The 23707-nt window shown below is 44.9% G+C and carries 18 protein-coding genes; 11 read left to right on the top strand and 7 right to left on the bottom strand.

Annotation, left to right across the window (positions count from 1 at the left end; genetic code table 11):
* The first annotated feature begins 27 nt into the window (after nt 1-27).
* The 4 genes from ilvD to MF4642_RS02135 all read left to right on the top strand — a co-directional run bounded on the left by ilvD (nt 28) and on the right by MF4642_RS02135 (nt 6293).
* The gene (gene ilvD, locus MF4642_RS02150) at nt 28-1713 is read left to right on the top strand and encodes a dihydroxy-acid dehydratase (protein ID WP_004691869.1); all 1686 of its coding nucleotides are present in this window, start codon (nt 28-30) and stop codon (nt 1711-1713) included.
* A 71-nt stretch (nt 1714-1784) separates the two neighbouring features.
* On the top strand, nt 1785-3083 hold the full coding sequence (locus MF4642_RS02145; protein WP_004978435.1) for a hypothetical protein: 1299 nt from the start codon (nt 1785-1787) through the stop codon (nt 3081-3083).
* Nucleotides 3084-3288: 205 nt separating this feature from the next.
* Nucleotides 3289-5394, top strand: a complete 2106-nt coding sequence (locus MF4642_RS02140) for a TonB-dependent siderophore receptor (protein ID WP_078425148.1) — start codon at nt 3289-3291, stop codon at nt 5392-5394.
* Nucleotides 5395-5555: 161 nt separating this feature from the next.
* Nucleotides 5556-6293 (top strand): sulfite exporter TauE/SafE family protein, encoded by a 738-nt coding sequence (locus tag MF4642_RS02135; protein WP_004691863.1) that lies wholly within the window; start codon nt 5556-5558, stop codon nt 6291-6293.
* On the opposite strand, the gene MF4642_RS02130 is transcribed toward MF4642_RS02135, so the two are convergent.
* The 4 genes from MF4642_RS02130 to MF4642_RS02115 all read right to left on the bottom strand — a co-directional run bounded on the left by MF4642_RS02130 (nt 6290) and on the right by MF4642_RS02115 (nt 12473).
* Complete coding sequence (locus MF4642_RS02130; protein WP_078425147.1) at nt 6290-7195, bottom strand: LysR family transcriptional regulator; 906 nt, start codon at nt 7193-7195, stop codon at nt 6290-6292. The two genes, MF4642_RS02135 and MF4642_RS02130, sit on opposite strands and share 4 nt — an antisense overlap.
* A 160-nt stretch (nt 7196-7355) precedes the next feature.
* Nucleotides 7356-8657 (bottom strand): solute carrier family 23 protein, encoded by a 1302-nt coding sequence (locus MF4642_RS02125; protein ID WP_004691860.1) that lies wholly within the window; start codon nt 8655-8657, stop codon nt 7356-7358.
* Nucleotides 8658-8956: 299 nt separating this feature from the next.
* Nucleotides 8957-11641, bottom strand: coding sequence for a phosphoenolpyruvate carboxylase (gene ppc / locus MF4642_RS02120; RefSeq protein ID WP_078425146.1), 2685 nt, complete (start codon nt 11639-11641; stop codon nt 8957-8959).
* A 205-nt stretch (nt 11642-11846) separates the two neighbouring features.
* Complete coding sequence (locus MF4642_RS02115; protein ID WP_078425145.1) at nt 11847-12473, bottom strand: TetR/AcrR family transcriptional regulator; 627 nt, start codon at nt 12471-12473, stop codon at nt 11847-11849.
* Between the two features lie 149 nt (nt 12474-12622).
* Between MF4642_RS02115 and MF4642_RS02110 the strand changes: the two genes are divergently transcribed.
* From MF4642_RS02110 to dnaJ, 4 genes are all read left to right on the top strand, one after another.
* A complete protein-coding gene (locus MF4642_RS02110; RefSeq protein WP_078425144.1) occupies nt 12623-13723 on the top strand; it encodes an efflux RND transporter periplasmic adaptor subunit in 1101 nt (366 codons plus the stop codon).
* 2 nt (nt 13724-13725) lie between these two features.
* The gene (locus MF4642_RS02105) at nt 13726-16863 is read left to right on the top strand and encodes an efflux RND transporter permease subunit (protein ID WP_078425143.1); all 3138 of its coding nucleotides are present in this window, start codon (nt 13726-13728) and stop codon (nt 16861-16863) included.
* A 131-nt stretch (nt 16864-16994) separates the two neighbouring features.
* Nucleotides 16995-17372, top strand: a complete 378-nt coding sequence (locus tag MF4642_RS02100; protein WP_004978426.1) for a hypothetical protein — start codon at nt 16995-16997, stop codon at nt 17370-17372.
* A 104-nt stretch (nt 17373-17476) separates the two neighbouring features.
* Entirely contained in the window at nt 17477-18595 is a 1119-nt protein-coding gene (dnaJ, locus tag MF4642_RS02095) for a molecular chaperone DnaJ (protein ID WP_004978425.1), read from the top strand.
* A gap of 64 nt (nt 18596-18659) precedes the next feature.
* On the opposite strand, the gene MF4642_RS02090 is transcribed toward dnaJ, so the two are convergent.
* Nucleotides 18660-18896, bottom strand: coding sequence for a hypothetical protein (locus MF4642_RS02090; protein ID WP_058951479.1), 237 nt, complete (start codon nt 18894-18896; stop codon nt 18660-18662).
* A gap of 197 nt (nt 18897-19093) precedes the next feature.
* Here MF4642_RS02090 and dapB point away from each other — a divergent pair, with 197 nt between their 5' ends.
* Nucleotides 19094-19915, top strand: a complete 822-nt coding sequence (gene dapB, locus MF4642_RS02085; RefSeq protein ID WP_078425142.1) for a 4-hydroxy-tetrahydrodipicolinate reductase — start codon at nt 19094-19096, stop codon at nt 19913-19915.
* A gap of 59 nt (nt 19916-19974) precedes the next feature.
* Nucleotides 19975-20622 carry an START domain-containing protein gene (locus MF4642_RS02080; RefSeq protein WP_078425141.1) on the top strand — a complete coding sequence of 216 codons (648 nt, stop codon included), beginning with the start codon at nt 19975-19977 and terminating at the stop codon, nt 20620-20622.
* A gap of 49 nt (nt 20623-20671) precedes the next feature.
* Here the strand turns inward: MF4642_RS02080 and MF4642_RS02075 are convergent, their stop codons facing one another.
* On the bottom strand, nt 20672-21073 hold the full coding sequence (locus MF4642_RS02075) for a hypothetical protein (RefSeq protein ID WP_078425140.1): 402 nt from the start codon (nt 21071-21073) through the stop codon (nt 20672-20674).
* A 99-nt stretch (nt 21074-21172) separates the two neighbouring features.
* On the opposite strand from MF4642_RS02075, the gene MF4642_RS02070 reads away from it, so the two are divergent.
* Nucleotides 21173-22624: a PLP-dependent aminotransferase family protein gene (locus tag MF4642_RS02070; protein WP_078425139.1), complete on the top strand. Its 1452-nt coding sequence runs from the start codon at nt 21173-21175 to the stop codon at nt 22622-22624.
* Between the two features lie 29 nt (nt 22625-22653).
* Here MF4642_RS02070 and ahr read toward each other — a convergent pair whose 3' ends face one another.
* Nucleotides 22654-23676: an NADPH-dependent aldehyde reductase Ahr gene (ahr, locus tag MF4642_RS02065; RefSeq protein WP_078425138.1), complete on the bottom strand. Its 1023-nt coding sequence runs from the start codon at nt 23674-23676 to the stop codon at nt 22654-22656.
* Nucleotides 23677-23707 lie beyond the last annotated feature (31 nt).

Raw genomic sequence — 23707 nt, 5'->3', positions numbered from 1 at the left:
ACGCAGCCATCGCTAAGGACAAATACAATGAGTAAAGACAATATCCGCGAACATTCAGCTCCTGTTTATGAAGGCATTGAAAATGCACCCGCACGTTCCATGATGCGTGCCACAGGCTTTAAAGATTCAGACTTTACCCGTCCCTTTGTTGGTATTGCGTCTACTTGGGCCAATGTCACGCCGTGTAATATGCACATCGATGGTTTGGCACGTGAGGCTGAAAAAGGGGTTAATCAAGCTGGCGGTAAAGGCATTATTTTTAATACCATTACCATTTCTGACGGGATCTCGAACGGCACCGAAGGGATGAAATACTCGTTGCTTTCTCGTGAAATTATTGCCGATTCGATAGAAGCCGTGGTGGGCTGTCAGGCCTATGATGGGGTGATTGCGATCGGTGGTTGTGACAAAAATATGCCGGGTTGTATCATGGGCTTAGCCCGTTTAAACCGTCCAGGTTTGTTTGTTTATGGCGGGACCATTAAGCCGGGCGCAGGGCATACCGACATGATTTCTGTCTTTGAAGCTGTGGGTCAGCACGCCAAAGGTGAAATCAGTGCCATTCAAGTCAAACAGATTGAAGAAGTGGCGTTGCCAGGGCCAGGATCATGTGGCGGTATGTACACTGCAAACTCAATGGCTTCTGCGATTGAAGCCTTGGGCATGAGTTTACCAGGCTCCTCTGCACAAGAAGCAGTTTCGGATGACAAGCGGATCGACTGTCAAAAAGCAGGTGAAGCGGTAATGAATTTGCTGCGCTTAGACTTGAAACCACGCGATATTATGACCAAAGCCGCATTTGAAAACTCAATTAAAGTGCTGATTGCCTTGGGTGGTTCAACGAATGGCGTGCTGCACTTACTGGCGATGGCACATACCGCTGGGGTTGAACTGAGTTTGGATGATTTTGTCCGTATCGGCCAAGATATTCCCGTGGTGGCCGATGTGCGTCCATCTGGCAAATATTTGATGTCTGAGCTGATTGCGATTGGGGGCATTCAACCGCTGATGAAGCGTATGCTGGATGCTGGCATGCTCGATGGTTCATGTTTAACCGTAACTGGAAAGACCTTGGCGGAAAATTTGGCTGAGGTGGAAGACTATCCAGAAGGTCAGCAGATTATTTTACCGTTCGACGCGCCAATTAAAAAAGACTCTCACTTGGTGGTGCTTAAAGGTAACCTGTCTCCAACAGGTGCTGTGGCTAAAATTACCGGTAAAGAAGGCCTGTACTTTGAAGGGCCAGCACGTGTCTTTGAAGGTGAAATTGGCGCAATGCGTGGCATTTTAGATGGTGAAGTTCAAGCGGGTGAGGTGGTGGTGATTCGTGGTGAAGGGCCTAAAGGTGGACCGGGCATGCCAGAAATGCTGAAACCGACCTCAGCGATTATTGGTAAAGGTCTCGGTAAATCTGTGGCGCTGATCACCGATGGTCGTTTCTCCGGCGGTAGTCATGGTTTTGTCATTGGTCATGTCACCCCAGAAGCCTATGAAGGGGGGCCAATTGGTTTGGTGCAAAATGGCGATAAAATCTCGATTAATGCAGAAACCCGCGAAATGACGTGGCATGTTTCGGCAGAAGAGATCGCAGCGCGTCAAGCCGCGTGGGTGAAACCGCAACCGAATTATCGTTATGGGGCTTTGGCCAAGTTTGCAAAACTGACCACTGGTGCGGAAAAAGGCGCGGTAACTGATCTAAATTTAGATGTCTAATTGATCATTTTGCTGTGAATTGATATAAACCCTTGTAGTACTTTCAAGGGTTTAATTTAGAGGCTTTGCTCATGTCACTGTTGCGTCGATGGTTCGATCCGATTCGATCGCGTTGGTTTTACCAAAAACCGATTCGTCAAACGGTCGTATCTACAGAACAAGGCTTGAGTATTCATTTACGCCTCGACGATGTATATAGCTATTTAGCGGTTCAGCAGTTACCACAAATTGAAGAAATTTTAGCGGATGAACTGAAGCCATTGAAGGTGGTCATTTCAAGTCAGGCTGCTGAACCCCCGAACCAAATGTCGGCTTTGGAGTGGCAAACTTATTGTTTAAATGATGCCAAAATTCTGTCGCGTCAGCACCGTTTTAGCTTCCATGAAACGCCAGAACAACCTAGTCCAGAGGCATTGAGCCAAGCGGAAACCATCTTGCGGCATACGCCGCTGCGTGGGCAGGACTTTTTGTATTTGCTTGAAGATGTGTTTCACATGCTGTGGCAAAAACAAGAGGGTAAGCTGCGCACTTTATATGCGATGGCCAGCCGTCATCATCAAGAGCAACACTTTCCAGAACGTATTTTTAATGATGATGCGGTACTGGCCAGTTACTTCCAGCTCGGTGACCGTCAGTATCATGCCGTCGATGATCTGCTGCGTTTAACGCGTCGTTTAAAACAACAAAAATTATTTACCGATAACCCAATTTTCTTGATCAATCATATTGATTGGCGTGAGCATTTGATTAGTGATGCTGAAGAGTTAAATGAAATTCAGGCGCTCGATCCAGAGTTAGATCTATACGTTGCGCTAGAAGATCCAATTTCATGGTTGTTATTGGCTTATATTAAAGAAGAACTGGCCGATTATTATAATATTCAGCTCAATGTCTATCCGCTCAGCTATCACGGCCGAGACGGGTTTGATTGGAGTTTGGCAACGCGTTTATCCAAACGGACAGAAATCAAATTCACACCGTTTTGCCGTCCGACGCAAGCAGCCACTTTGGCGATGGCACAGTTATTTTATAGCGTGCCTGAAGAGCAGCGCGTTGATGCCATGTATCGGATTTTGAAAGCTGTTTGGACCCAAGGCAAAGATTTATCCTTTAAATCGCATTTTGATCAACTGATGCAAGAATTGGAAATTGCAGCATTGATCACCGAAGATGTAGAGGCCAAGCTTCAAGAAAATGACATGCTCTGTGAAATGAAGTCCCAGCCTGATTTCCCCGTGATTGAACTGCGTGTGGATGGGCAGAGCTATGTCTTTAATAGTCTATATCGCGTCTGGATGATTGAAAGTATTTTCAGTAATGTGCTGGAAGATCAATATAAAACCGACCCTGTGGATGAAAGCGAAGGCTGAGTTTTGTATATCTCTTATTGATCAAAACAGTCCAATAACACATGAAACCTAAAGCCGATGGTGTTTTTAGGCTGAGTCATTGAAGTGCTTATTAATAAGGTTAATGAGGTTTAACAATTAAATTCATTGTTAAATTTTATTAATAAATAGGCTTCCAAATGAAAATGATTATAATTGGCATTCTTTCTGTCTGTTGATCGATGTTATGCGTTTTCATATTTCTTCTTTGAGTTTATCCATTCTGGCCGTGATGACTACAGCAGCGTTTGCTCAGGGTGAGACACAGGAAACAGCATCATCCCAAGTTTTACCGACTTTGCAATTTGAAGCCCAAGATGCAGATGAAAAAGCGGCATATGCAGCAAAAACAGCATCAGCTGTTTTGCGTTCAGATGCACCGCTGTTTGAAACTGCACAATCGATCAGCATGATTAGTGAAAAACAACTCGAACAGAAACAAGCAAAAACACTGTCTGAAGCCTTGCAGGGTGTAGCGGGGGTCACCGCAGGACAGTATGGTCGCCGTGGTTGGGATGACTTTATTATTCGTGGTCAGGTTTCCAGCGCACAGACCTATGTCGATGGCTTGCGTATTCAAACTTCAGATAATGCCCTACGTTCAGAAGACATCAGTGGTTTACAGTCGATTGAAGTGGTGAAAGGGCCGACATCGACTGGTTTTGGCTTTGCCTTACCGGGCGGCTTAGTTAACTTAACCACCAAACGTCCTGAAGCTGAAACTTTTTCTCGGGGCAGTGTAAGCTATGGCAGCAATGCCTTTGTGGATGGCACATTTGATATCAACTATGCGCCAAATGATAGCGAAAAAGGGGCGTTTCGTGTGGTGGGTCATGCCTCTGACCAAGATGATCCAACCGATTATGTTTATTATAAAAATTATTATATTGCACCGTCTTATAATTTTGACTTAGGTGAAAAAGACGAACTGTCTGTGATTGCCAGCTATCAGCATCGGGATTTTATTCGCCAACAGGGGATTCCCTATAGTAATGGCGCTTATAAAAACTATTCACAGACCTTATTTTTTGGCGCGCCGAATCTAAGCAATACGGTCGATGTTCTGCGCTTAGGGTCGAACTATGCACATTATTTTGATAATGGCTGGAGCTTTAAGCAAAATTTTGCAGTCACTACAACCGATGCAGATAATAATCCTGTATTGGCAGCTAGTGGCGCTTTTTTACCAACCTTCAAACGGACGGTAGAAAGACAGATTAAAGATGATGTAAATTTTGCATTAGATAATAATGTGTCACGTCATTTCGACTGGGGCAAAACCCAATATGATTTGATGGTTGGTTTGGACATGATGCATGAGCGTAGTGATTATGAACGGAGAAGTTATACAGCAACAACGGATTTTAATGCGGACAATCCTGTTTACACTTCAATGGCAAAGGCGACCAAAACCAAAACGCATCAAATTACAGATACCCAATATATGGGTGTATATCTACGTAATAATTTTAAAATTGATGATCATTGGATCTTGGGCTTATCGGGTCGTCATGACTGGACGCAGGTCGAAGTCGATGACCTTTTCAATGGTACGACGCTGAAAAACTCGGACAATGCTTTCACGGGTAATGCGTCCTTGATGTATCAAATCAATGATAAGTTTGCGCCCTATGTGAGTTATGCAACCTCATTCTTTCCTGTGAGCGACACTGGCGCTGGCGGAATACTATTGGACCCTGAAGAGGGAGAGCAGTTTGAGGTTGGGGTTAAGTTCCAAGGGCTGAATCAAAGACTGCAAGGTTATGTGGCTTATTATGATTTAACCCGTCAGAACGTGACTGAGTCGGATTCTACCCTCGGTTATTATGTGCAAATCGGTGAACAAAAAACAAAAGGTTTTGAGACTGAGTTATCCGCTGCGTTGACGGATCAATGGAACTTGACCGCAACCTATAGTTATATTCCTACTGCGGAAACGACAGAAAGTACCACCAGCAGTGATATCGGCAAGCGAATTAACCATGTGCCTAAAAATGCAGCCTCTTTATCAACCCAATACTTCTTTGCGGATGAGCAACTGGGCTGGAATATTGGTGCCAGTGCGAATTATCAAGGCGAGCGTACAGTACAACGTGGGACTTCTTATGTGCCACTATCGAGCTATACGCTGTATGACGTCAGTGCAGGTTATGAGGCGAAAAATTGGGGCGCAAAATTCAGCGTAAAAAACCTGTTTGATAAAGAGTATCTAGTCGGCACCACGCCAAATGCGCAATTGGTGAGCTGGGGCGATCCACGTACTTTCCGCTTCAGCCTAAATTTCAAATACTAAGCAGAATTGCACTGCATCACATCTGGATTCAATAACAGTTGAGTCCAGTCCATTCTTCCCAGTAAGCCTCAATCTTTGGTTGAGGCTTACTTCTAAAAACAGTGATATGAGTCCAGATTTAAATTATATAGCATGGCGCTAAGTGTTTAGAGAGAAGCGTCATGCTTGCTTTTGTTATTTTTGTTTTTGCTGTCGCAGGCATGATTAAGGGCACCATTGGCCTAGGTTTGCCCGCCGTGTCGATGGGACTTTTATCTTTGGTGATTAGTCCATTTCAAGCGGCAACTTTGCTCATAATCCCTTCCATGGTTACGAACTTCTGGCAATTGTTTGCAGAAGGGCGTGTACTGCGACTGGTACAACGCTTTTGGCCATTGCTGGTGGGCATGATCATTGGTTCAGTTTGGAGTGTTTTTCCTACACTTGGACATGGCGAATTTCAAAGTGAAGCGCTGTTGGGCGGGATGTTGGCCATTTACGGTCTATATGGTTTGTTTGCCAAAAACATGCCCAACTTAGCCCCGTATGAAAAATATTTATCACCAATCATGGGCTATTTAGGCGGTGCTTTGACAGTGGCGACAGGGGTGGTGGTGATTCCCGTGGTGCCGTATTTGCAGTCCTTGCATTTGAAACGGGATGATTTGGTACAATCGCTCGGCCTTGCCTTTACCGTTTCAACCTTGTGTCTGGCCACGTATTTACATCTAAATCCTGTTGAAGACACTCCCATTGACTATCAACTGTCGTTGATCGCTCTGCTGCCTGCATTGCTCGGAATGTGGTTGGGCACTAAAATTCGTTACCGCATTCCTGAACAAGCCTTTCGTAAGGTGTTCTTTGTGGGCCTAGTGCTATTTGGCAGTTATATGGTTTTACATCAACTGGGCTGGCTTTAATGCGCAATGAGTTGCTCATGTTGGCTCAAGAGGAATTGACTAAAGCGTTGATAATCTGCGGGGAGCAGATCAAAACACCGTGCTGCTAACAGCAACTTGCGGTTGGCCCATTTGCCTAAGAGTTCAATTTGCTGAAAATCATACTGTGCTTTTAAACGCAGTGCTGCCCGTTTGGGAATAATCGCAATGCCGACGCCATTGGCAACGACTTGGGCGATCGCGGCAAAGTTCGGCACCCGTAGACGATACTGGATGTCACAGCCTAAGCGTTTGGCTTGCGCTTCTATTGACTGTTGTAAGGAGTGATATTGCATGAGGCCCACAAATGGATGTTGCAGTAATTCACCCAGTTCTAGTTGTGCCGCAGTAGCAAGTGGATGCTGGCTTGGGCAGATCAGTACCAAAGGGTCTTCAGCAAACTCTTGAGTTTCAAGCTGTCCCGCATCAAAAAAACCAGAGATCAGTCCTAACTGCGCCGTGCCTGTACTGAGGGCCTGAATGATGTCATTGGTTTCGGCTTCTTTTAATTCAATATGGAGCTTCGGATTTTCCATTAAATACTGCGGCAATAAATGCGGTAAGTACTCACTCTGCGCCGATGAGTTGCACCACAATATAATGTTGCTCGTTGCACTGTGGGCAAAGGGCAGCATGGCCTGTTGTAATTGCTGCTGTTGTTGTAGTAAGTGCTGCGCATGTTCCGCAAAGGTTTGTCCAGCAAGGGTCGCTTTTACCCCTGTTGCATGGCGGGTAAATAAATTGACTTCAAAATGGTGTTCTAATTTTTTAATCCGCTCACTGGCGGCCTGTAAAGAAATGGCGGAACGTTCTGCACCCTTGGTCAGACTGCCTGTACTCAGGATATTGATAAACAATTGCAGATCAAAAAAATCAAGGCGCATGGCAGGGTCAAAGCGGAAAATGTTGCTTTATCTTAGTCCTTTTTGTGTTTTGAGACATCCTTTAGCATCGTGGTATGTGTAATCGGAGCAAGAGTATTAGACCAAAAAAAAGCAGCCGGAAGGCTGCGACCAAAAATGAACTCTCAAAATATCAGATAGATTAATCTTTTTGCCCTAAGCTGAAGAACCAGTTTAAGAACAATGCTGCAAACGTAGCAGTACCAATACCACCCAAGTTAAAGTTGCCAATTTGTAAGGCAAAATCACCTGTACCTAAAATGATGGTGACTGCAGCGACCATCAGGTTTTTGTTCTGTGAAAAATCGACTTTGTTTTCAATCCAGATTTTTGCACCTGCGATGGTAATCAAACCAAAGACCACAATCGATGCACCGGTTAAAATCGCGGTCGGAATGGTATGGATGATGGCACCAAACTTTGGTGATAGGCCTAAGAAAATGGCAAACACACCTGCAATGGCAAAAATGATGGTCGAGTAAACTCGTGTGACTGCCATGACTCCAATGTTTTCACCATAGGTGGTCATGCCTGGTGCACCGACACCCCCCGCTAATGTCGTTGCGACACCATCGGCAACAAACGCTTTACCAATGTGCGGATCAAGGTTTTCACCGGTCATCGCACTCACGGCTTTAATATGACCGAGGTTTTCTGCCACCAAAATTAACGCAATTGGTGCAATGATCATCATGGCATTGGCATTAAATTCAGGCGCATGGAAAGTCGGTAAACCAAACCAAGCGGCTTGTTGAATCGGGGTAAAATTAATCGCTGTGCCATAGCCCATAACATTGGTCACGATGAAATAGACCAAGTAAGACAGTAACAAACCAATTAATAATAAGAGACGCTGCAATAAACCACGGGTAAAGACTGCAATCGAGCCCATACATAATACGGTAACTAGTGCCATCCACATATTAAAGGAATTGCCCGCAACGCCTTTGACCGTCACTGGCGCAAGGTTGAGACCAATAATCATCACCACAGCACCTGTCACCACAGGCGGCATCAGTTTTTCAATCCACTTAGTGCCCGTTGCCATGACCATAAAACCAAACAAGGTATAGAGCACGCCGCAGGCAATAATACCGCCGCCCGCCATAGCTAAATTTGGATTGAGTGCGCCTGTGCCCGATGCGGTATAGCCCGTTGCTGCAATCACGACCCCAATAAAGGCAAAACTTGAACCTAAATAGCTTGGAACACGTCCACCCGTCATAATAAAGAACAAGATGGTACAAATCCCCGACATTAAAATAGCAAGGTTGGGATCGAAGCCCATTAAGAAAGGTGCAAGAACCGTTGCTCCAAACATGGCAAAGGCATGCTGCACACCTAAAATTGCACTTTGTGAAGCAGGGAGGTATTCACTTGTGCCAACAGGACGTGCATCGATATTGCCTTCGTACGGGCGCCATTTGGGAAACCAATTGGACATTTTTTGAGCACTCTAAAGATAAATTGTGCACATCATACTCTTGTTTTTTAGAAGATTTAATCAGTGATACAAAAAATTGTTCAAACTAATCTTATGACTTTTCAGAACTTTTTACCGTATGGTAAAACTTTTAATTTTTAAAAATAATGAAAAATCAAGGTTTAATTGGTAAATTTAGCCAATCGCTCATTCATAAATATTTATGATTGGATTGATAAAAAATTATAAAAGGTTTGACCATGCGGTCAATAAAAAAGCACATCATAGTGATGTGCTTTAAATGGAGTGGGCTTAAAACTTTATCCTGTGTTACGAAGACCCGCTGCAATGCCTGCGATACTTACCATAAGTGCATGATCTACAGGTGTATTTGTTTCCTGACGCTCTTCTAGGTAACGGCGACGACGTTTCATTAACTCTGCTTGGAGTAAATGCAGAGGCAATAAATACGGTTTGCGCACTCTCATTGACTGATCTAAAACTTCGTTACTGCTGAGGAGTTTAGACTCACCTTTAAGCGCCAAGAGGGTTTGCACTGCATACTTTAAGCGCTGACGTAGATGTTCACCGAGCACTTTCAAGTCCTCATCATCGGTCAGGTGCGACTCATAATATAGCGCTACATGAGCATCAGACTTTGAGAGCACCATTTCCAACATATCAATCAGGGTTTGGAAATACGGCCATGCCACCAGCATTTCATCTAAGGTGGCTTTATGTCCTTGATCAATCACTTGGTTAATTGCCGCGCCTGTACCCAACCAAGCGGGTAGCATCAAACGAATCTGGGTCCACGCAAATACCCAAGGAATGGCACGTAGGGACTCAATGCCGCCAGTGACTTTACGTTTTGCAGGGCGTGAGCCAAGCGGTAACATTTGCAGTTCAAGCTCTGGCGTGACTGTACGTAAGTACTTTACGAAGTGCGGGTTTTCTCGCACAGTCTGACGATACACTTGTACCGACAAATCGGTCATGCTGTGCATCAACTCGCGCCACTCAGGTTTTGGGACGGGCGGTGGAAGTAAGGTGGCTTCTAAAGTGGCAGCGGTATAAATCTCTAAGTTTTGCAGCGCAATGCCTTCTAAGCCAAACTTGAAGCGAATCATTTCACCTTGTTCAGTGACTCGAATTGCACCTGAAATCGAACCGGGTGGCTGTGAAAACAGGGCTTGTTGCGTTGGCGCACCGCCACGGCTGATGGAACCGCCACGACCATGAAATAGTGTGAGTTGTACGCCATGCGTTTTTGCAATCGCGGTTAATTCTTCTTGCGCACGGTACTGTGCCCAATTGGCTGACATAAAACCTGCATCTTTTGCCGAGTCTGAGTAGCCAATCATCACTTCATGTTTGCCCTGAATATGCTGTTTATACCAATGCATATTGAATAGGGTATTCATGGTGGCTGCCGCGCCATCTAAGTCTTTCAATGTTTCAAACAATGGCACCACACGTAGTGGATGTTGGATGCCTGCTTCTTTTTGCAAAAGCAGTACCGCCAGCACATCACTTGGATATTCAGCCATCGAAATAATGTAGGCACCTAAACTTTCTTGAGGCTGCGCTGCCAAAGTACGCATGGTGGCAAACACTTCTTGTACTTCAGGTTGTTCAATTAAACTTTGCGCAGGTTCATTTAAATGCTTGGGCAACAGTGGACGTTTGCTTTGTAGCTCTTGCAATAAGAAGTTTTGACGTGCTTGTTCGGTCCACGTTTCAAAATTCCCCAGACCCAAATATTCAGTAATGGCTGAAATCGCTTGGCGATGACGGCCTGACTCTTGGCGAATATCCAGTTTTAGCAGTTCAATCCCGAAACAGTTCACTCGATGGATAAAGTCTAGCAATTTGCCATTGGCAATTTCAGGCAGGTTGCTGGCAATTAAAGAGCGATAACACAGCAGTAAAGGCTGTAGCAGCTCCTCTTTGGCTTTAATCACCAAGCTGTCATCGGCATCGGCACCGCGCAGTTTTTCTGCGAGCCAATGGCGCGTAGCTTTCAGCCGTTCGCGGGTATCACGTAAATATTCACGGTAGGGTTCAGGATGGTCTTGACCCAAGGCTTTACGCAGTTCATCGCTACAGCTTTGAATCGACAGTTCCCAACGCAAGTCTTCAATGTCACGTAAGTAAAGATCAGCGGCTTTCCAACGCGATAGCCACAGGACTTCTTGAGTAATGTTGTGTGTCACATTCGGGTTGCCGTCACGGTCACCACCCATCCATGAAGCGAAACGTACAGGTGCGACATGGAGAGGCAGACGTTGCCCACAGTGCTCAATCACCATGTCGTCTAGTTCACGCATGAACTTCGGCACGGCATTCCATAAGGTTTGCTCAATGGTGGTGAAACCCCATTTTGCTTCATCGACTGGGGTTGGACGGTGTTGACGAATTTCATCGGTCTGCCACGCCGAACAGATTAGCTGTTTTAAGTCTTCAAGGACTGTTTGGCGCTCACGAGGGGTCAATTTTTGCTGATCCATTTTAAATAAGGCATCGTTAATACCATCATATTTTTGGATCAGAGTACGACGGCTGACTTCAGTGGGGTGAGCGGTCAGAACCAGTTCAATATTTAAATCACAGATTTGCTGGAACAGCGTATCGGTTGAAATGTCGTTATTTTTAAATTTAGCAAAGAGGTGGTCGAGCGGATTTGGAGAGGGTGCGGTCTCATCAAATTCACTTTGACGACGGCTACGGACCACATGATATTGCTCTGCAATATTGGCAAAGTTCAAAAAGTGGGTAAAGGCACGTGTCAGAGGTAAAATTTCATCATCTTCAAGGCTGAAAAAAAGTTGTTCCAGTTGCTTTTCGGCTTCAACTTGACCATCACGAGCACCTTTAGACAATGCCCGAATTTGCTCGACCTGATTAAACAAATCTTGTCCTGCATGCTCCTTGAGAGTTTCACCCAATAGATTGCCGAGTAATCGGACATCTTCACGTAGTGGAGCATCAATTTGTTGAATCATGATTATTATTCCCTCGTTGTTCTTAATTTGACTATACCCCGATTCGATGACAATCCAAGTAGGGGCAGACAAAAGTAGGGGATTAATTGCTGAATTTAGAAGCAAATGAACAACTTAGGGCAAGAAATTATTTTAAAGTAAAGAGGGATTTTGCTTCCAAATATTTGAATTAATTATAAAAAATATAAATTTAATTAACCGAGTCTTAAGGTTTTTGTAAGGGGTATTTTAATAAAAAAACCGCCATAGCCTCTTGAATCAGTTGCTCGCGTTGTTTGGCATTGGGCACCTCATTCATCCCTAACAACATTTCTTGGTGACGATATCCAAACAGCAGAGACATTAATAAGGTGATGACCTCGTTGACCTGTTCAAACTGAAGAACGCCTAAGGCTTGAGCTTGGTCAAAGAACTGTTCCCAAATCGCCCGCATTTTGAGGTGAGAGGCTTTATAGAAGTTCTCTAGTAATGGGTTTTGTTCAGCGGCCAGCTGTAATAGTAGGTGCTCCAGCTTGATGGCCTCAGGCAGGTTAATAATATGCATCGATAACGCACAAATCTGTTCGAGCATGGGCACAAAGTCTTCGGCACGTTGCAGTTGAAATGAACGACCCAGCATCAGCTTTTCACAGGTTTCCTCAATCGCACAACTGAACAGATTGGCTTTGTCCTGAAAATGGTTATACACCGTGAGTTTGGTGACGTACGCTTCCTTGGCAATATGGTCCATGCTGGAGCCGTGGTAGCCATGTTGTAAAAACAACTGACGTGCCACCTCCAAAATACGTTGCCGTTTTTCTAAATCCTTGGGACGTCCTGCTGAAGCTTGCACACATTTTCCTAAAAAAAGTTCAAAAAGTCATTTACATCTGAGCATATCTTTAATTAGTGTACTATGCAGTATATTAATTAAAAAATAACCAAATTAAGTCTGGATATTGTGCCTGATTAATTGGTGGTTATGGAAGAAGAGCAGACTTCATGAGCAAAATTCAGACCCTTGTGGCAAGTATGATGGTGGTGTGTAGTATCACCTTGTGGGGATGTAGCAAAGACACGACCGAACCAGAGTCAGTGCCTTTGGTAATGGTGAGCCAACCGAATACCACGCATCTAGAACAAAAAAGCTATGCAGGCGAAGTGCAAGCCCGCCAACAAACGGCACTGTCCTTTCGGGTTGGGGGACAAGTCACGGAGCGTTTGGTCGATGTGGGTGACCAAGTCAAAGTCGGACAAGTTTTAGCGCGCTTAGATGTGCAAGATGCCCAGTTGCAATTAAATGCAGCCAAAGCACAGTTAGAAAGTGCTCAAGCGGCTGAAAAAAATGCGCAGGATGAACTCAATCGCTTTAAACAATTATTACCGAGTAATGCAGTGAGTCGTTCACAGTACGACAGCGTTGAAAATCAATACAAAGCCGCACTGTCGAGCTTGAAACAAGCACAAGCCAATTATAACGTTACGCAAAACCAAACCAGTTATAACCAACTGATCGCCAATAAAAACGGCGTAATTACCGAGCGTAATATTGAAATTGGACAGGTGATTTCAGCAGGGCAACCCGCGTTTCAACTGGCCATTTCAGGTGATCGTGAAGTGGTAATTGGTGTGCCTGAACAAGCGATTGCTCAGATTAAAGTTGGACAGGATGCAATCGTCACCTTGTGGTCTAAACCCGATGAACGTTTTGCTTCCTACGTCCGTGAAATTTCACCTGCCGCAGATCAGTCACGTACTTTTAGTGTCAAAGTGGCTTTGCGTGAAGGGCAAAATACGATTCAACTGGGACAGAGTGCACGGGTGTTTTTCAGCTCAACTGAGCGCAATGTGCTGAGTGTACCGTTAGCCAGTGTTTCCGCTGCGGGCAAAAATGCCTATGTCTGGGTGGTGAATGCCGACAATAGCATTCGTAAAGTCCCTGTCAGCGTGGGGGAGTATGGTCGAGACAGCGTTACCATTCGTTCAGGTTTACAGCCAAAGGACTATGTCGTGGTGGGTGGGGTACATTTACTGCGTGAAAAACAAAAAATTCAACCGATTAGCCGTGACAATAAAACGGTCAAGATTGCGATAGGGAGTTAAGTATGAACTATAACCTGTCGGAATGGGCCTTAAAAAATAAGGGCTTGGTCCTTTATTTGATGTTGTTACTGGGCATCGTGGGTGTGGTGTCTTATTCCAAACTTGCACAAAGCGAAGACCCACCTTTTACCTTTAAAGTGATGGTGGTACAGACCTATTGGCCGGGTGCAACGGCGCGCGAGGTGTCTGAACAAGTGACCGACCGTATTGAAAAAGAGCTGATGACCACGGGTAAGTATGAGCGCATTATGGCCTACTCCAGACCCGGCGAGTCGATGGTGACTTTTGTGGCACGAGATGCCATGCGCTCCAGTGAGATACCGGATGTGTGGTATGACGTACGCAAGAAGGTTGGAGACATCAAACATCAGCTGCCCAATGGGGTACAAGGACCATTCTTTAATGATGAGTTTGGCGATACTTTCGGCAATATTTATGTGCTGACGGGTAAAGATTTTGATTATGCGGTGATGAAAGAATATGCCGACCGTTTACAGTTACAACTGCAACGCGTCAAAGATGTCGCCAAGGTCAACTTGGTTGGGCTGCAAGATCAAAAGATTTGGATTGAAATTTCCAACACCAAGTCGGCACAGTTAGGCATTCCTGTGACAGCGGTGCAACAAACCCTGCAACAGCAAAATACCATGGCCAGTGCAGGCTTTTTTGAAACAGAATCGGATCGTATTCAACTCCGAGTCACAGGGCAAATTAAGAGCGTTGAAGAACTGCAACGTATGCCTTTATTGGTGAATGGAAAAACCATCCAGCTGAGCGACGTTGCCGACGTCTATCGTGGCTTTAGTGAACCCGCTCAACCCCGTATGCGCTTTATGGGGGAAAATGGCATTGGGATTGCGGTATCGATGCGTAAAGGCGGCGACATCTTGGCTTTGGGTAAAAACTTAGAAACTGAGTTTTCCACGCTGCAAAAAACCTTACCTTTAGGTATGGAGCTGAAGAAAGTTTCAGACCAGCCTGTGGCGGTGAAGCGTAGTGTCAACGAGTTCATGAAGGTTTTGGCTGAAGCGGTGATTATTGTCTTGCTGGTCAGCTTTTTCTCGCTGGGTTTCCGTACTGGACTGGTGGTGGCATTCTCCATTCCACTGGTCTTGGCCATGACTTTTGCAGGCATGAATATTTTTGATGTCGGCCTACATAAAATTTCTTTGGGTGCGCTGATTTTAGCGCTGGGCCTCTTGGTCGATGACGCTATTATTGCTGTGGAAATGATGGCGATCAAAATGGAACAAGGCTACAGTCGACTACAAGCAGCAGGGCATGCGTGGCGAACAACGGCCTTCCCAATGTTGACGGGAACCTTGATTACCGCTGCGGGCTTCTTACCGATTGCTACAGCAGCGTCCAGTACAGGTGAATACACTCGTTCTATTTTCCAAGTTGTGACCATTGCCTTAATTGTGTCATGGTTTGCAGCGGTGCTTTTTGTCCCTTATTTGGGTGACAAACTCCTGCCCGATTTTAATAAAGAGCTGATTCAAAAAGCGCCGTGGTATAGCCGTTTGTGGGCACGCTTGCGCAAACAGCCAGAACCTCAGCCGATGGTGCATCATGCAGGTGAGCATCACGATCCTTATCAAACCAAGTTCTATCAAGGTTTTCGCCGTTGGGTCGATCTGTGTGTGACCTATCGTAAAACGGTCATTGCGACGACTGTGGCTATTTTTGTACTCTCGGTGTTGATGTTTAAGTTAGTACCACAGCAGTTTTTCCCGCCTTCGAATCGTGCCGAAATTTTGGTCGACTTAAAACTTGAAGAAGGAGCATCTTTAACCGCAACTGAAAATGCGGTGAAAAAAGTTGAACAGTTCCTGTCGAAGCAAGAAGGCATTGATAATTATGTGGCATATGTGGGCACAGGCTCGCCACGTTTTTATTTACCGCTCGATCAGCAGCTACCACAAGCCAGCTTTGCTCAGTTTGTGGTCTTGGCTTCTTCACTGGATGATCGCAATGAAATTCGCAAATCCTTAGACACCCAAATCCGTCAGTTATTGCCCGATGTACGTACTCGTGTCTCTTTACTTGAAAACGGTCCACCTGTTGGTTATCCACTTCAATATCGCGTATCGGGTGAAGACCTAACCCAAGTGCGTGCTTGGGCGGATAAAGTCGCGGCAATGCTGAGTGCTAACCCCAACACCACCAATGTGCACTTGGACTGGGGTGAACCAAGCAAGATGATCAATTTAGAGATTGACCAAGACCGTGCCCGCCAAATGGGGGTATCGAGTTTAGATTTGGCCAATTTCTTGAACAGCTCAATTTCGGGTGCCACCATTAACCAGTACCGTGAGAAACGTGAACTGATTGAAATCCGTTTACGTGGCGATCAAGCCGAGCGGGTTGAAGTGGCATCATTGGCGAGCCTTGCAGTTCCAACTTCAAATGGCGGAACAGTACCGTTGGCACAAATTGCAAAAATTGATTATAGCTTTGAAGAAGGTTTGATTTGGCATCGTAACCGCCTACCGACCATTACGGTACGTGCAGATATTCGGACCAAGTTACAACCTGCCACTGTGGTGGATGAAATGGCGGAGCAGATGAATCAGCTGCGTGCGGAACTGCCGAATGGTTATTTGGTTGAAGTTGGCGGCACAGTGGAAGAGTCTGCACGTGGGGGTAAATCGGTCGCAGCGGGTATGCCTTTATTCTTGGCCGTGGTCATGACTTTGCTGATGATTCAACTGCGCAGTATGTCTCGTGCCACGATTGTCTTGCTCACTGCACCTTTAGGTTTGATCGGCGTGGTGTTGTTCTTGCTACTATTCAACAAACCTTTTGGCTTTGTTGCAATGTTGGGCACCATTGCCTTGTCAGGCATGATCATGCGTAACTCGCTGATCTTGATTGATCAGATTGAGCAAGACATTCAAGCGGGGCATGAACAATGGGATGCAATCATCGATGCGACAGTGCGACGTTGTCGACCAATTGTGCTGACGGCATTGGCAGCTGTTCTGGCTATGATCCCATTGTCTAGAAGTATTTTCTTTGGACCTATGGCCGTTGCGATCATGGGCGGACTAATTGTGGCGACGTTATTAACCCTGTTCTTTTTACCTGCCTTGTACGCGCAGTGGTTTAAAGTAAAAAAAATTAGCCATAAGCTGTAAATTTATGCCAATATCAGGTGCGAAACGTTGAAAATTTCAATATAGTAGCACCTGAAATTTATGGCATTTTTATAAAGCAGTTTTTTGCTACACATTAAAAAACCAACGATGTGGCAAATGGGGTTAAACGCATGATGCAAGACAATGTAACCAAGTATCGCCGCTCTATCGCGATTTCTTATGTCTTCATGTTTTTGGCTTTGTTTACTGTGATTAGTGGCGCATTTTCCTATTGGTATGCCCGAAAAGTCACGCAAATTGATCATGCCGAAGTGTGGCTACAAGCGCAAGCACTTTGGGTCATGCGCAATATTGTGATTTATAGTATTTTGGCTTTATTTGCAGCACTGTGGTTTATTCCTCTTATTTTCTTCACTTGGGACAGCGCATTGTGGGTGACTGCATGCACGGTTGCAGGTGTGGTTTTTAGCTGTATTGCATTTCTCTTCCTTCTAAATGCATGGTTTAAAGGCCTGTCTAAATTTTTGAAAAATAAAGCAGTTTTCTAATTCTACTGATTTTTTTTCAAACACCCCCTTGTAAAACTTGGTTTGAACCCAATTTCAGACCACAGTTGAGTATTAAATAAATTCCGTGAGGAGCATCGCCAGACATGGCTAAACGTGATTATTATGAGGTTTTAGGTGTTGCTAAAACCGCTAGTGATGATGAAATTAAAAAAGCCTACCGTAAGTTGGCGATGAAATATCATCCGGACCGCAACCCTGACAATGCTGAAGCTGAAGAGAAATTTAAAGAAGCGGCTGAAGCTTATGAAATTTTATCGGATAGCGAAAAGCGTAGCATGTATGACCGTATGGGGCATCAAGCCTTTGAAGGTGGTATGGGCGGCGGAGGCGGCTTCGGTGGTGGTTTCAGCGCAGAAGACATTTTCAGTCAATTCGGTGACATTTTCGGCGGCGCATTTGGCGGCGGCGGCGGTCGTGGTCAACAGCGTGCACGTCGTGGTTCTGACTTACGTTATGTGATGGAACTGACGTTGGAAGAAGCAGTAAGAGGGGTGAAAAAAACCATTACTTTTACTGCACCAGCGCCATGTGAAACCTGTGATGGTAAAGGCTCTAAAAACCCGAACGATGTTGAAACCTGTAAAACTTGTCATGGTGCAGGTCAGGTTCGCATGCAGCAAGGTTTCTTCTCTGTACAGCAGACCTGTAGTACCTGTCGCGGTCAGGGCAAGATCATTAAGAATCCATGTAATACCTGTCATGGTTCAGGCGTTAAAGACCGTCAACAAACCTTAGAAGTGACGATTCCTGCGGGCGTCGACAACGGTGACCGCGTTCGTTTAACGGGTAAAGGCGAAGCGATTCGTGATGGTCAGTCAGGCGACTTGTACGTAGAAGTGGTGGTGCGTGAGCACGAAATCTTCCAACGTGATGGTGCAGACCTGTATATGGATGTCCCTGTGAGCATTGCCGATGCTGCTTTGGGTAAAGAAATTGAAATCCCGACACTCGAAGGTCGTGTGAGTTTGAAAATTCCTGAAGGCACACAAACAGGTAAAATGTTCCGTTTACGTGGCAAAGGGGTTAAACCTGTACGTACCAGTATGCAAGGTGACTTACTCTGCCGTATCGTGATTGAAACGCCAGTCAACTTAACAGCACGTCAACGTGAACTGTTGAAAGAGTTGCAAGAAACTTTAGATGGAGATGATCACAAATCATCACCAAAGAAAAAGTCTTTCTTTGACCGACTGTTTGATTAATTGAATACAGTACGTCTGAATTGGTGTTGAAAAGAGCGGGAATATTTTCCCGCTTTTTTTTATGTTATTGCGCTTCTGCTGGCAACTCAGGTTGATCAATCTGATCTACAGAGACAGTTTCTTCAACAGGTGCAACTGATGGTGCTTGATGTTCAGTATTGGCCTTTGGATGTGTACTGGTGCTAATTTTGACTTGTGACAAACTTTCCAACGTGTCTCCCACTTGAACAGCGGGTTCAGCCTGAACCTGTGCCCAACTGCCCCCAAACGCCATCGCTAGAAAAAGTACCTTTGCTTTCATTCTATTTTCCTCATTTTAAAGTTGTTTTTAAACGCGAACCTAGTCTGCGTAAGATTGATTGCAAATTTGTGAAAAGCTGGAGAAATCATGTTTGAAAATAAAGCGATTTTTTCGATGAAAATGCCCAACAAACCTTAGTCTGGGCAATCAGTTTTGCTATAGTAAGAGCAATTTTGAAGCTAGATTAGGAATATGTTATGTCAGCAGCTCCACGCATTGGTGTCTTAGGTGCCGGCGGTCGTATGGGTCGCATCCTTATTCAAGCGGTACATGAAGCAGGCTATCAACTGGCTGCGGCAGTGGAACGCCCTGAAAGCTCACTGGTTGGTACAGATGCAGGTGAGCTTGCAGGTATTGGCAGCCTAGGCGTGAAGGTGGTGGGTAGTCTGGAAGCGGTAGTGAAAGATTGTGATGTGATCATTGATTTCACTGCACCAGTAGCGACCGTTCAGCATTTAAAAATTTGTCGTGAAGCTGGGGTTGCCATTGTCATTGGGACCACGGGTATGAATGACGAACAAAAAGCTTATTTGGATGACTCTGCGACTCAAATACCTGTGGTCTATGCAGCCAACTATTCTGTGGGGGTCAACGTTTCGATTAAATTATTGGAATTGGCTTCAAAAGTCTTTGGCGACACAGTGGATATTGAAGTGATTGAAGCGCATCATCGTCATAAAGTCGATGCACCATCAGGCACCGCATTGATGATGGGTGAGGCCATTGCGGGTGCTTTAGGGCGTGACTTGAAAACCGATGCAGTGTATTGCCGTGAAGGTCATACAGGACCCCGTGAGCGTCAAAGTATTGGTTTCCAAACCATTCGAGGCGGCGATATTGTCGGTGAACATACGGCTATGTTTATTGCCGATGGTGAGCGCGTTGAAATTACTCATAAAGCGACCAACCGTATGAACTTTGCTTCGGGTGCGGTACGTGCTGCGGCTTGGGTGGTAGGACGTGAAGCACGTAAATATGACATGAAAGATGTACTGGGTTTTAACGACATTCAAGTTTAAAAACCTGCTTCATTCGCCATAAAAACAAGATAAAAAACTAAAATAAGATGAAGAATAGAATGAAAAAAGTCATATATATGGCTTGTGTTGTTGCCGTGATGACGACAGCACAGGCCAAACCTATGGATCAAGCCAAACTCAGTATTCATAAAAATAATATTAAAGTTTGGACCTATCAAAATGCGCAAAATCCGGTCTTTTTATATAAGGCTGAAACCACGTTTGATGTACCGATTGAAAAAGCAGTGTCATTGATCTTAGATGTTGACCATGCGGTGAAATGGGTGCCGTATATGGGCAGTGTGAAAGTCTTGTCGCGCGATGATAAAAAAGGCGAGTTTCAGCTGTATATGGTGCTGGATTTTCCTTTTCCTTTAAAAGATCGCGACTTGGTGGTGCAGGGGAAAATGACCAAGGACAGTCAGGGCATTATTAGCATTAAAAATAAAGCGATTGATAAAAACATCCTTAAAAATCCAGATTATGTACGCCTAAATCATTATGAGGGCGATTGGACCTTTCAGAAACTGGGATCAAATAAAGTCAAGGTTTCGACCTCAGGTTATGCTAACCCTGAGGGATCGATACCACTGAAGTTTGTGAATATGTTTGTCCAACAACAACCCTATCAAATGCTGCAAAAAATGAAAAATCAATTGCTGGAACAAGAAGATACTCCTGCCCATTTACCAGCTGCCTTACGTTAATTTTAAAGACGAAGAAGCCTGCAATGCAGGCTTTTTTATGTTTTAAAACTTAAGGCTGTTGATAAGCGTTCAGCAGCTCTAAGGTTGAAGCCTTAGGCAGGTCTAACTGGATTAAACTGAGCATGGCATGTCCTTCACCAGCGAGCGAGATCTTGAAGTTTTCAGCACTGCTTTGGTCACATTGGAACTGTAAATTTTTCTGGCGAGGCAAGTTCATCTGCATTTCACGTTGATTGTTCAACCGATATTGATAGGTTCGTTGGGTCGAGGTTTCAGTCAAGCTCGGCGCTAAACTTAAAAACTGATAATCAGTTAAATTTTGCGTTTTCAGAAACCCTTCAATCAGGGCTTTACAAATAAAATGCTGCTGTTGTACCTGCTGTGAAACATGTGTCGGTTGGCAAGCCGATAAGCTCAATAAGCAAAAGAGAGATATGATTATTTTTTTCATAAAAGTGCCTATTTATGGTTGTGAACGAATGACAGAAGCATAATTCTGTTGGCATAATGGATACAGATACATAAAAGTTAAAAAAATAGGTACAGATGAATGGCATTTCAGTATCAAAGCTTGGCTGCACAGTTGCTTGAAAAAATTCAAAATGCTGAATTACCCGCAGGGCAAAAGCTGTTGTCGTTACGCCAGTTTGCCAACTTACAAAAGGTCAGCTTGAATACGGCCAAGAGCTGTTATGAGCTACTCGAGTCGCAGGGGTATATTCATGTGAAAAATAAGTCGGGCTATTTTGTCAGTTATCAAAAAAATACCAGCCCATCTATTCCTGTACCGCAGCATCCTGATTTTCAGTCTCAAGCCCGTGATATTTCTAATTTAGAGCTACAGCTGGAAATTCAACAGTCTTCCATTAATAGCCGTCTCATCCATTTGGGAGCGATTCAGCTTTCTCCAAAACATGTGCCTGTAGAAGCGCTCCGCCGCTCCATTCAACGCGCCTTAAAACACAGTCAACCTGAAGATTTTTTATATAGCGATAAGCAAGGTCATATTCGCTTGCGGCAGGCTTTGTCTGAGCATTGGGCTGAAGATGGCTTTTATATTTCGCAGGATGATATCTACATCAGCAATGGCTGTATGCCTGCGTTGTCGGTGATGATTCAACACCTCAGCAAGGAAGGCGACAGCGTAATTGTACCAACCCCAAATTTTAATGGTCAGTTGCAAATGTTGGCGGGGTTAAAGCGAAAAATTATTGAAATTCCAGCCGATACTCAAGGCTTTGATCTTGAACGCTTAGAGCAGGTCATGCAAAGTTCAGGCGCAAAAGCGTGCTTACTCACGGCCAATTATCAAAATCCATTGGGGTTTTGCTTAAGCAATGCAGAAAAAGAAAAAATTGCACAGCTGGCTGCGCGCTATCAGTGCTATGTGATTGAAGATGATATTTATGGTGAATGTTGTTTCAGTTCGAGTCGTCCGTTGCCGATTAAGTATTGGGATCAGCAGGGTTATGTGATTTTCTGTGGTTCGGTTTCCAAATCACTTTCAACTGCGTATCGGGTAGGTTGGTTTTGTATTCCGCAGCGCTTAGCGCATTTGAAGGCTACGTTGCTGATGCAAAATATCACAGTGAATACACCCTTGCAGTTGGCACTGGCCGATCTCATTTATAGTCGTGCTTATCGGGAGCATTTACAGCAGTTAAAGCCGATTTTGAAACAGCAAGTTGAGCAATACCGACACATGATTCAGCATGCCTTTATCGGAATTGAGTTACGTATCAACCAGCCCTTAGGCGGCTATGCACTGTGGTTACAGCTGCCCGAGTGTATCGATGGTTTAGATATGTACTATTTTGCTCAGCAGCACGGCATCAATATAGTGCCGGGTGAAGTCTTTGGTGAAGGGCAGCGTTATAAAAACTGTATCCGACTCAATGCAGGCCATGAACTTTCAACAGATATCCGCGCAGCGGTCACCTTGTTGGCCGATTGGGTGAAAGCGCAACTCAGCAGTTCGACGCTGGTCAAAAAAGCGGTATAAAAAAGCGCCTCTTTTTAGGCGCTTATGGATTAAAAATCGGCTTTGAGGACGATACGATAACGAGCTTTTCCAGAATGTAACCGTTCCAGTGCTCCATTCAACTGTGACATAGGATACAGTTCAATTTGTGGCGCAATGTTTTTACGTGCAGCGAATTTGAGTAGCTGACGTAATGCTGCAGGGGAGCCAGTGGGTGAACCCGTGATAGACTTTGCTCCACCAATTAGGCTACCTGCATTTAATTTGATGGGCTCTAGAGGCAAGCCTAGCAAATGGATCGTGCCTTTTGGTGCCAGTGTACTGATATAGGTAGGCCAATTGAGCGTGACATTCACCGTACTGAGGATGAGATCAAATTTGCCTCGCTGGGTTTTAAGCGCATCCACATCACGGCTATTCACCACATGATCTGCACCCATGGCCTTCAGCTCGTCAGTTTTGTCGAGGTTCGAGGTGAATGCCGTAATTTCACAGCCCCATCCTCGAAGTAATTTAATAGCCATATGCCCTAAACCACCAATGCCAATCACGCCGACATGGTGAATGGCTTGAATTTGGTGTTTTAAAATCGGATCAAAAACGGTAATTCCGCCGCACAATAAAGGACCCGCAGACTCAGGATCCAGTTCTTCTGGTAAAGGAATAATCCACTGCCAACCTGCGCGAACTTTATCGGCAAAGCCACCTGCATGACCGACGATGGTTGCTGTCGACCCACCTGTACAGAGCACTTGTTGGCCCGACACACAGGGGTCACAGTGTTGGCAGCTTTCTGCCGTCCAACCAATACCGACGCGCTGTCCAAGTTTAAGCCCTTTGGCTTCGGAGCCTAAGCGACTGATGGTGCCAATAATTTCATGACCAGCGACAACGGGATAGACCGAAGAGTTCCATTCATTATTAATGACCGAAACATCGGAATGGCATAATCCACAATATTCGACTTGGACTTCGACCTGATGGGGTTGCAGTTCACCGGCATCGAATTGATAGGGTTGTAATGCTGCGCCTGCTTGCATTGCCGCATAGGCACGAATGGTATTGTCCGTCATATTCTATATCCTTATTTTCCTGTTTTTTATG

This window comes from Acinetobacter sp. MF4642 (genome assembly GCF_002018925.1).
GTDB classification, from domain to species: domain Bacteria; phylum Pseudomonadota; class Gammaproteobacteria; order Pseudomonadales; family Moraxellaceae; genus Acinetobacter; species Acinetobacter johnsonii.
The sequence above is the reverse complement of the archived record's forward strand: the minus strand, read 5'-3'. Positions and strand labels throughout refer to the sequence as shown.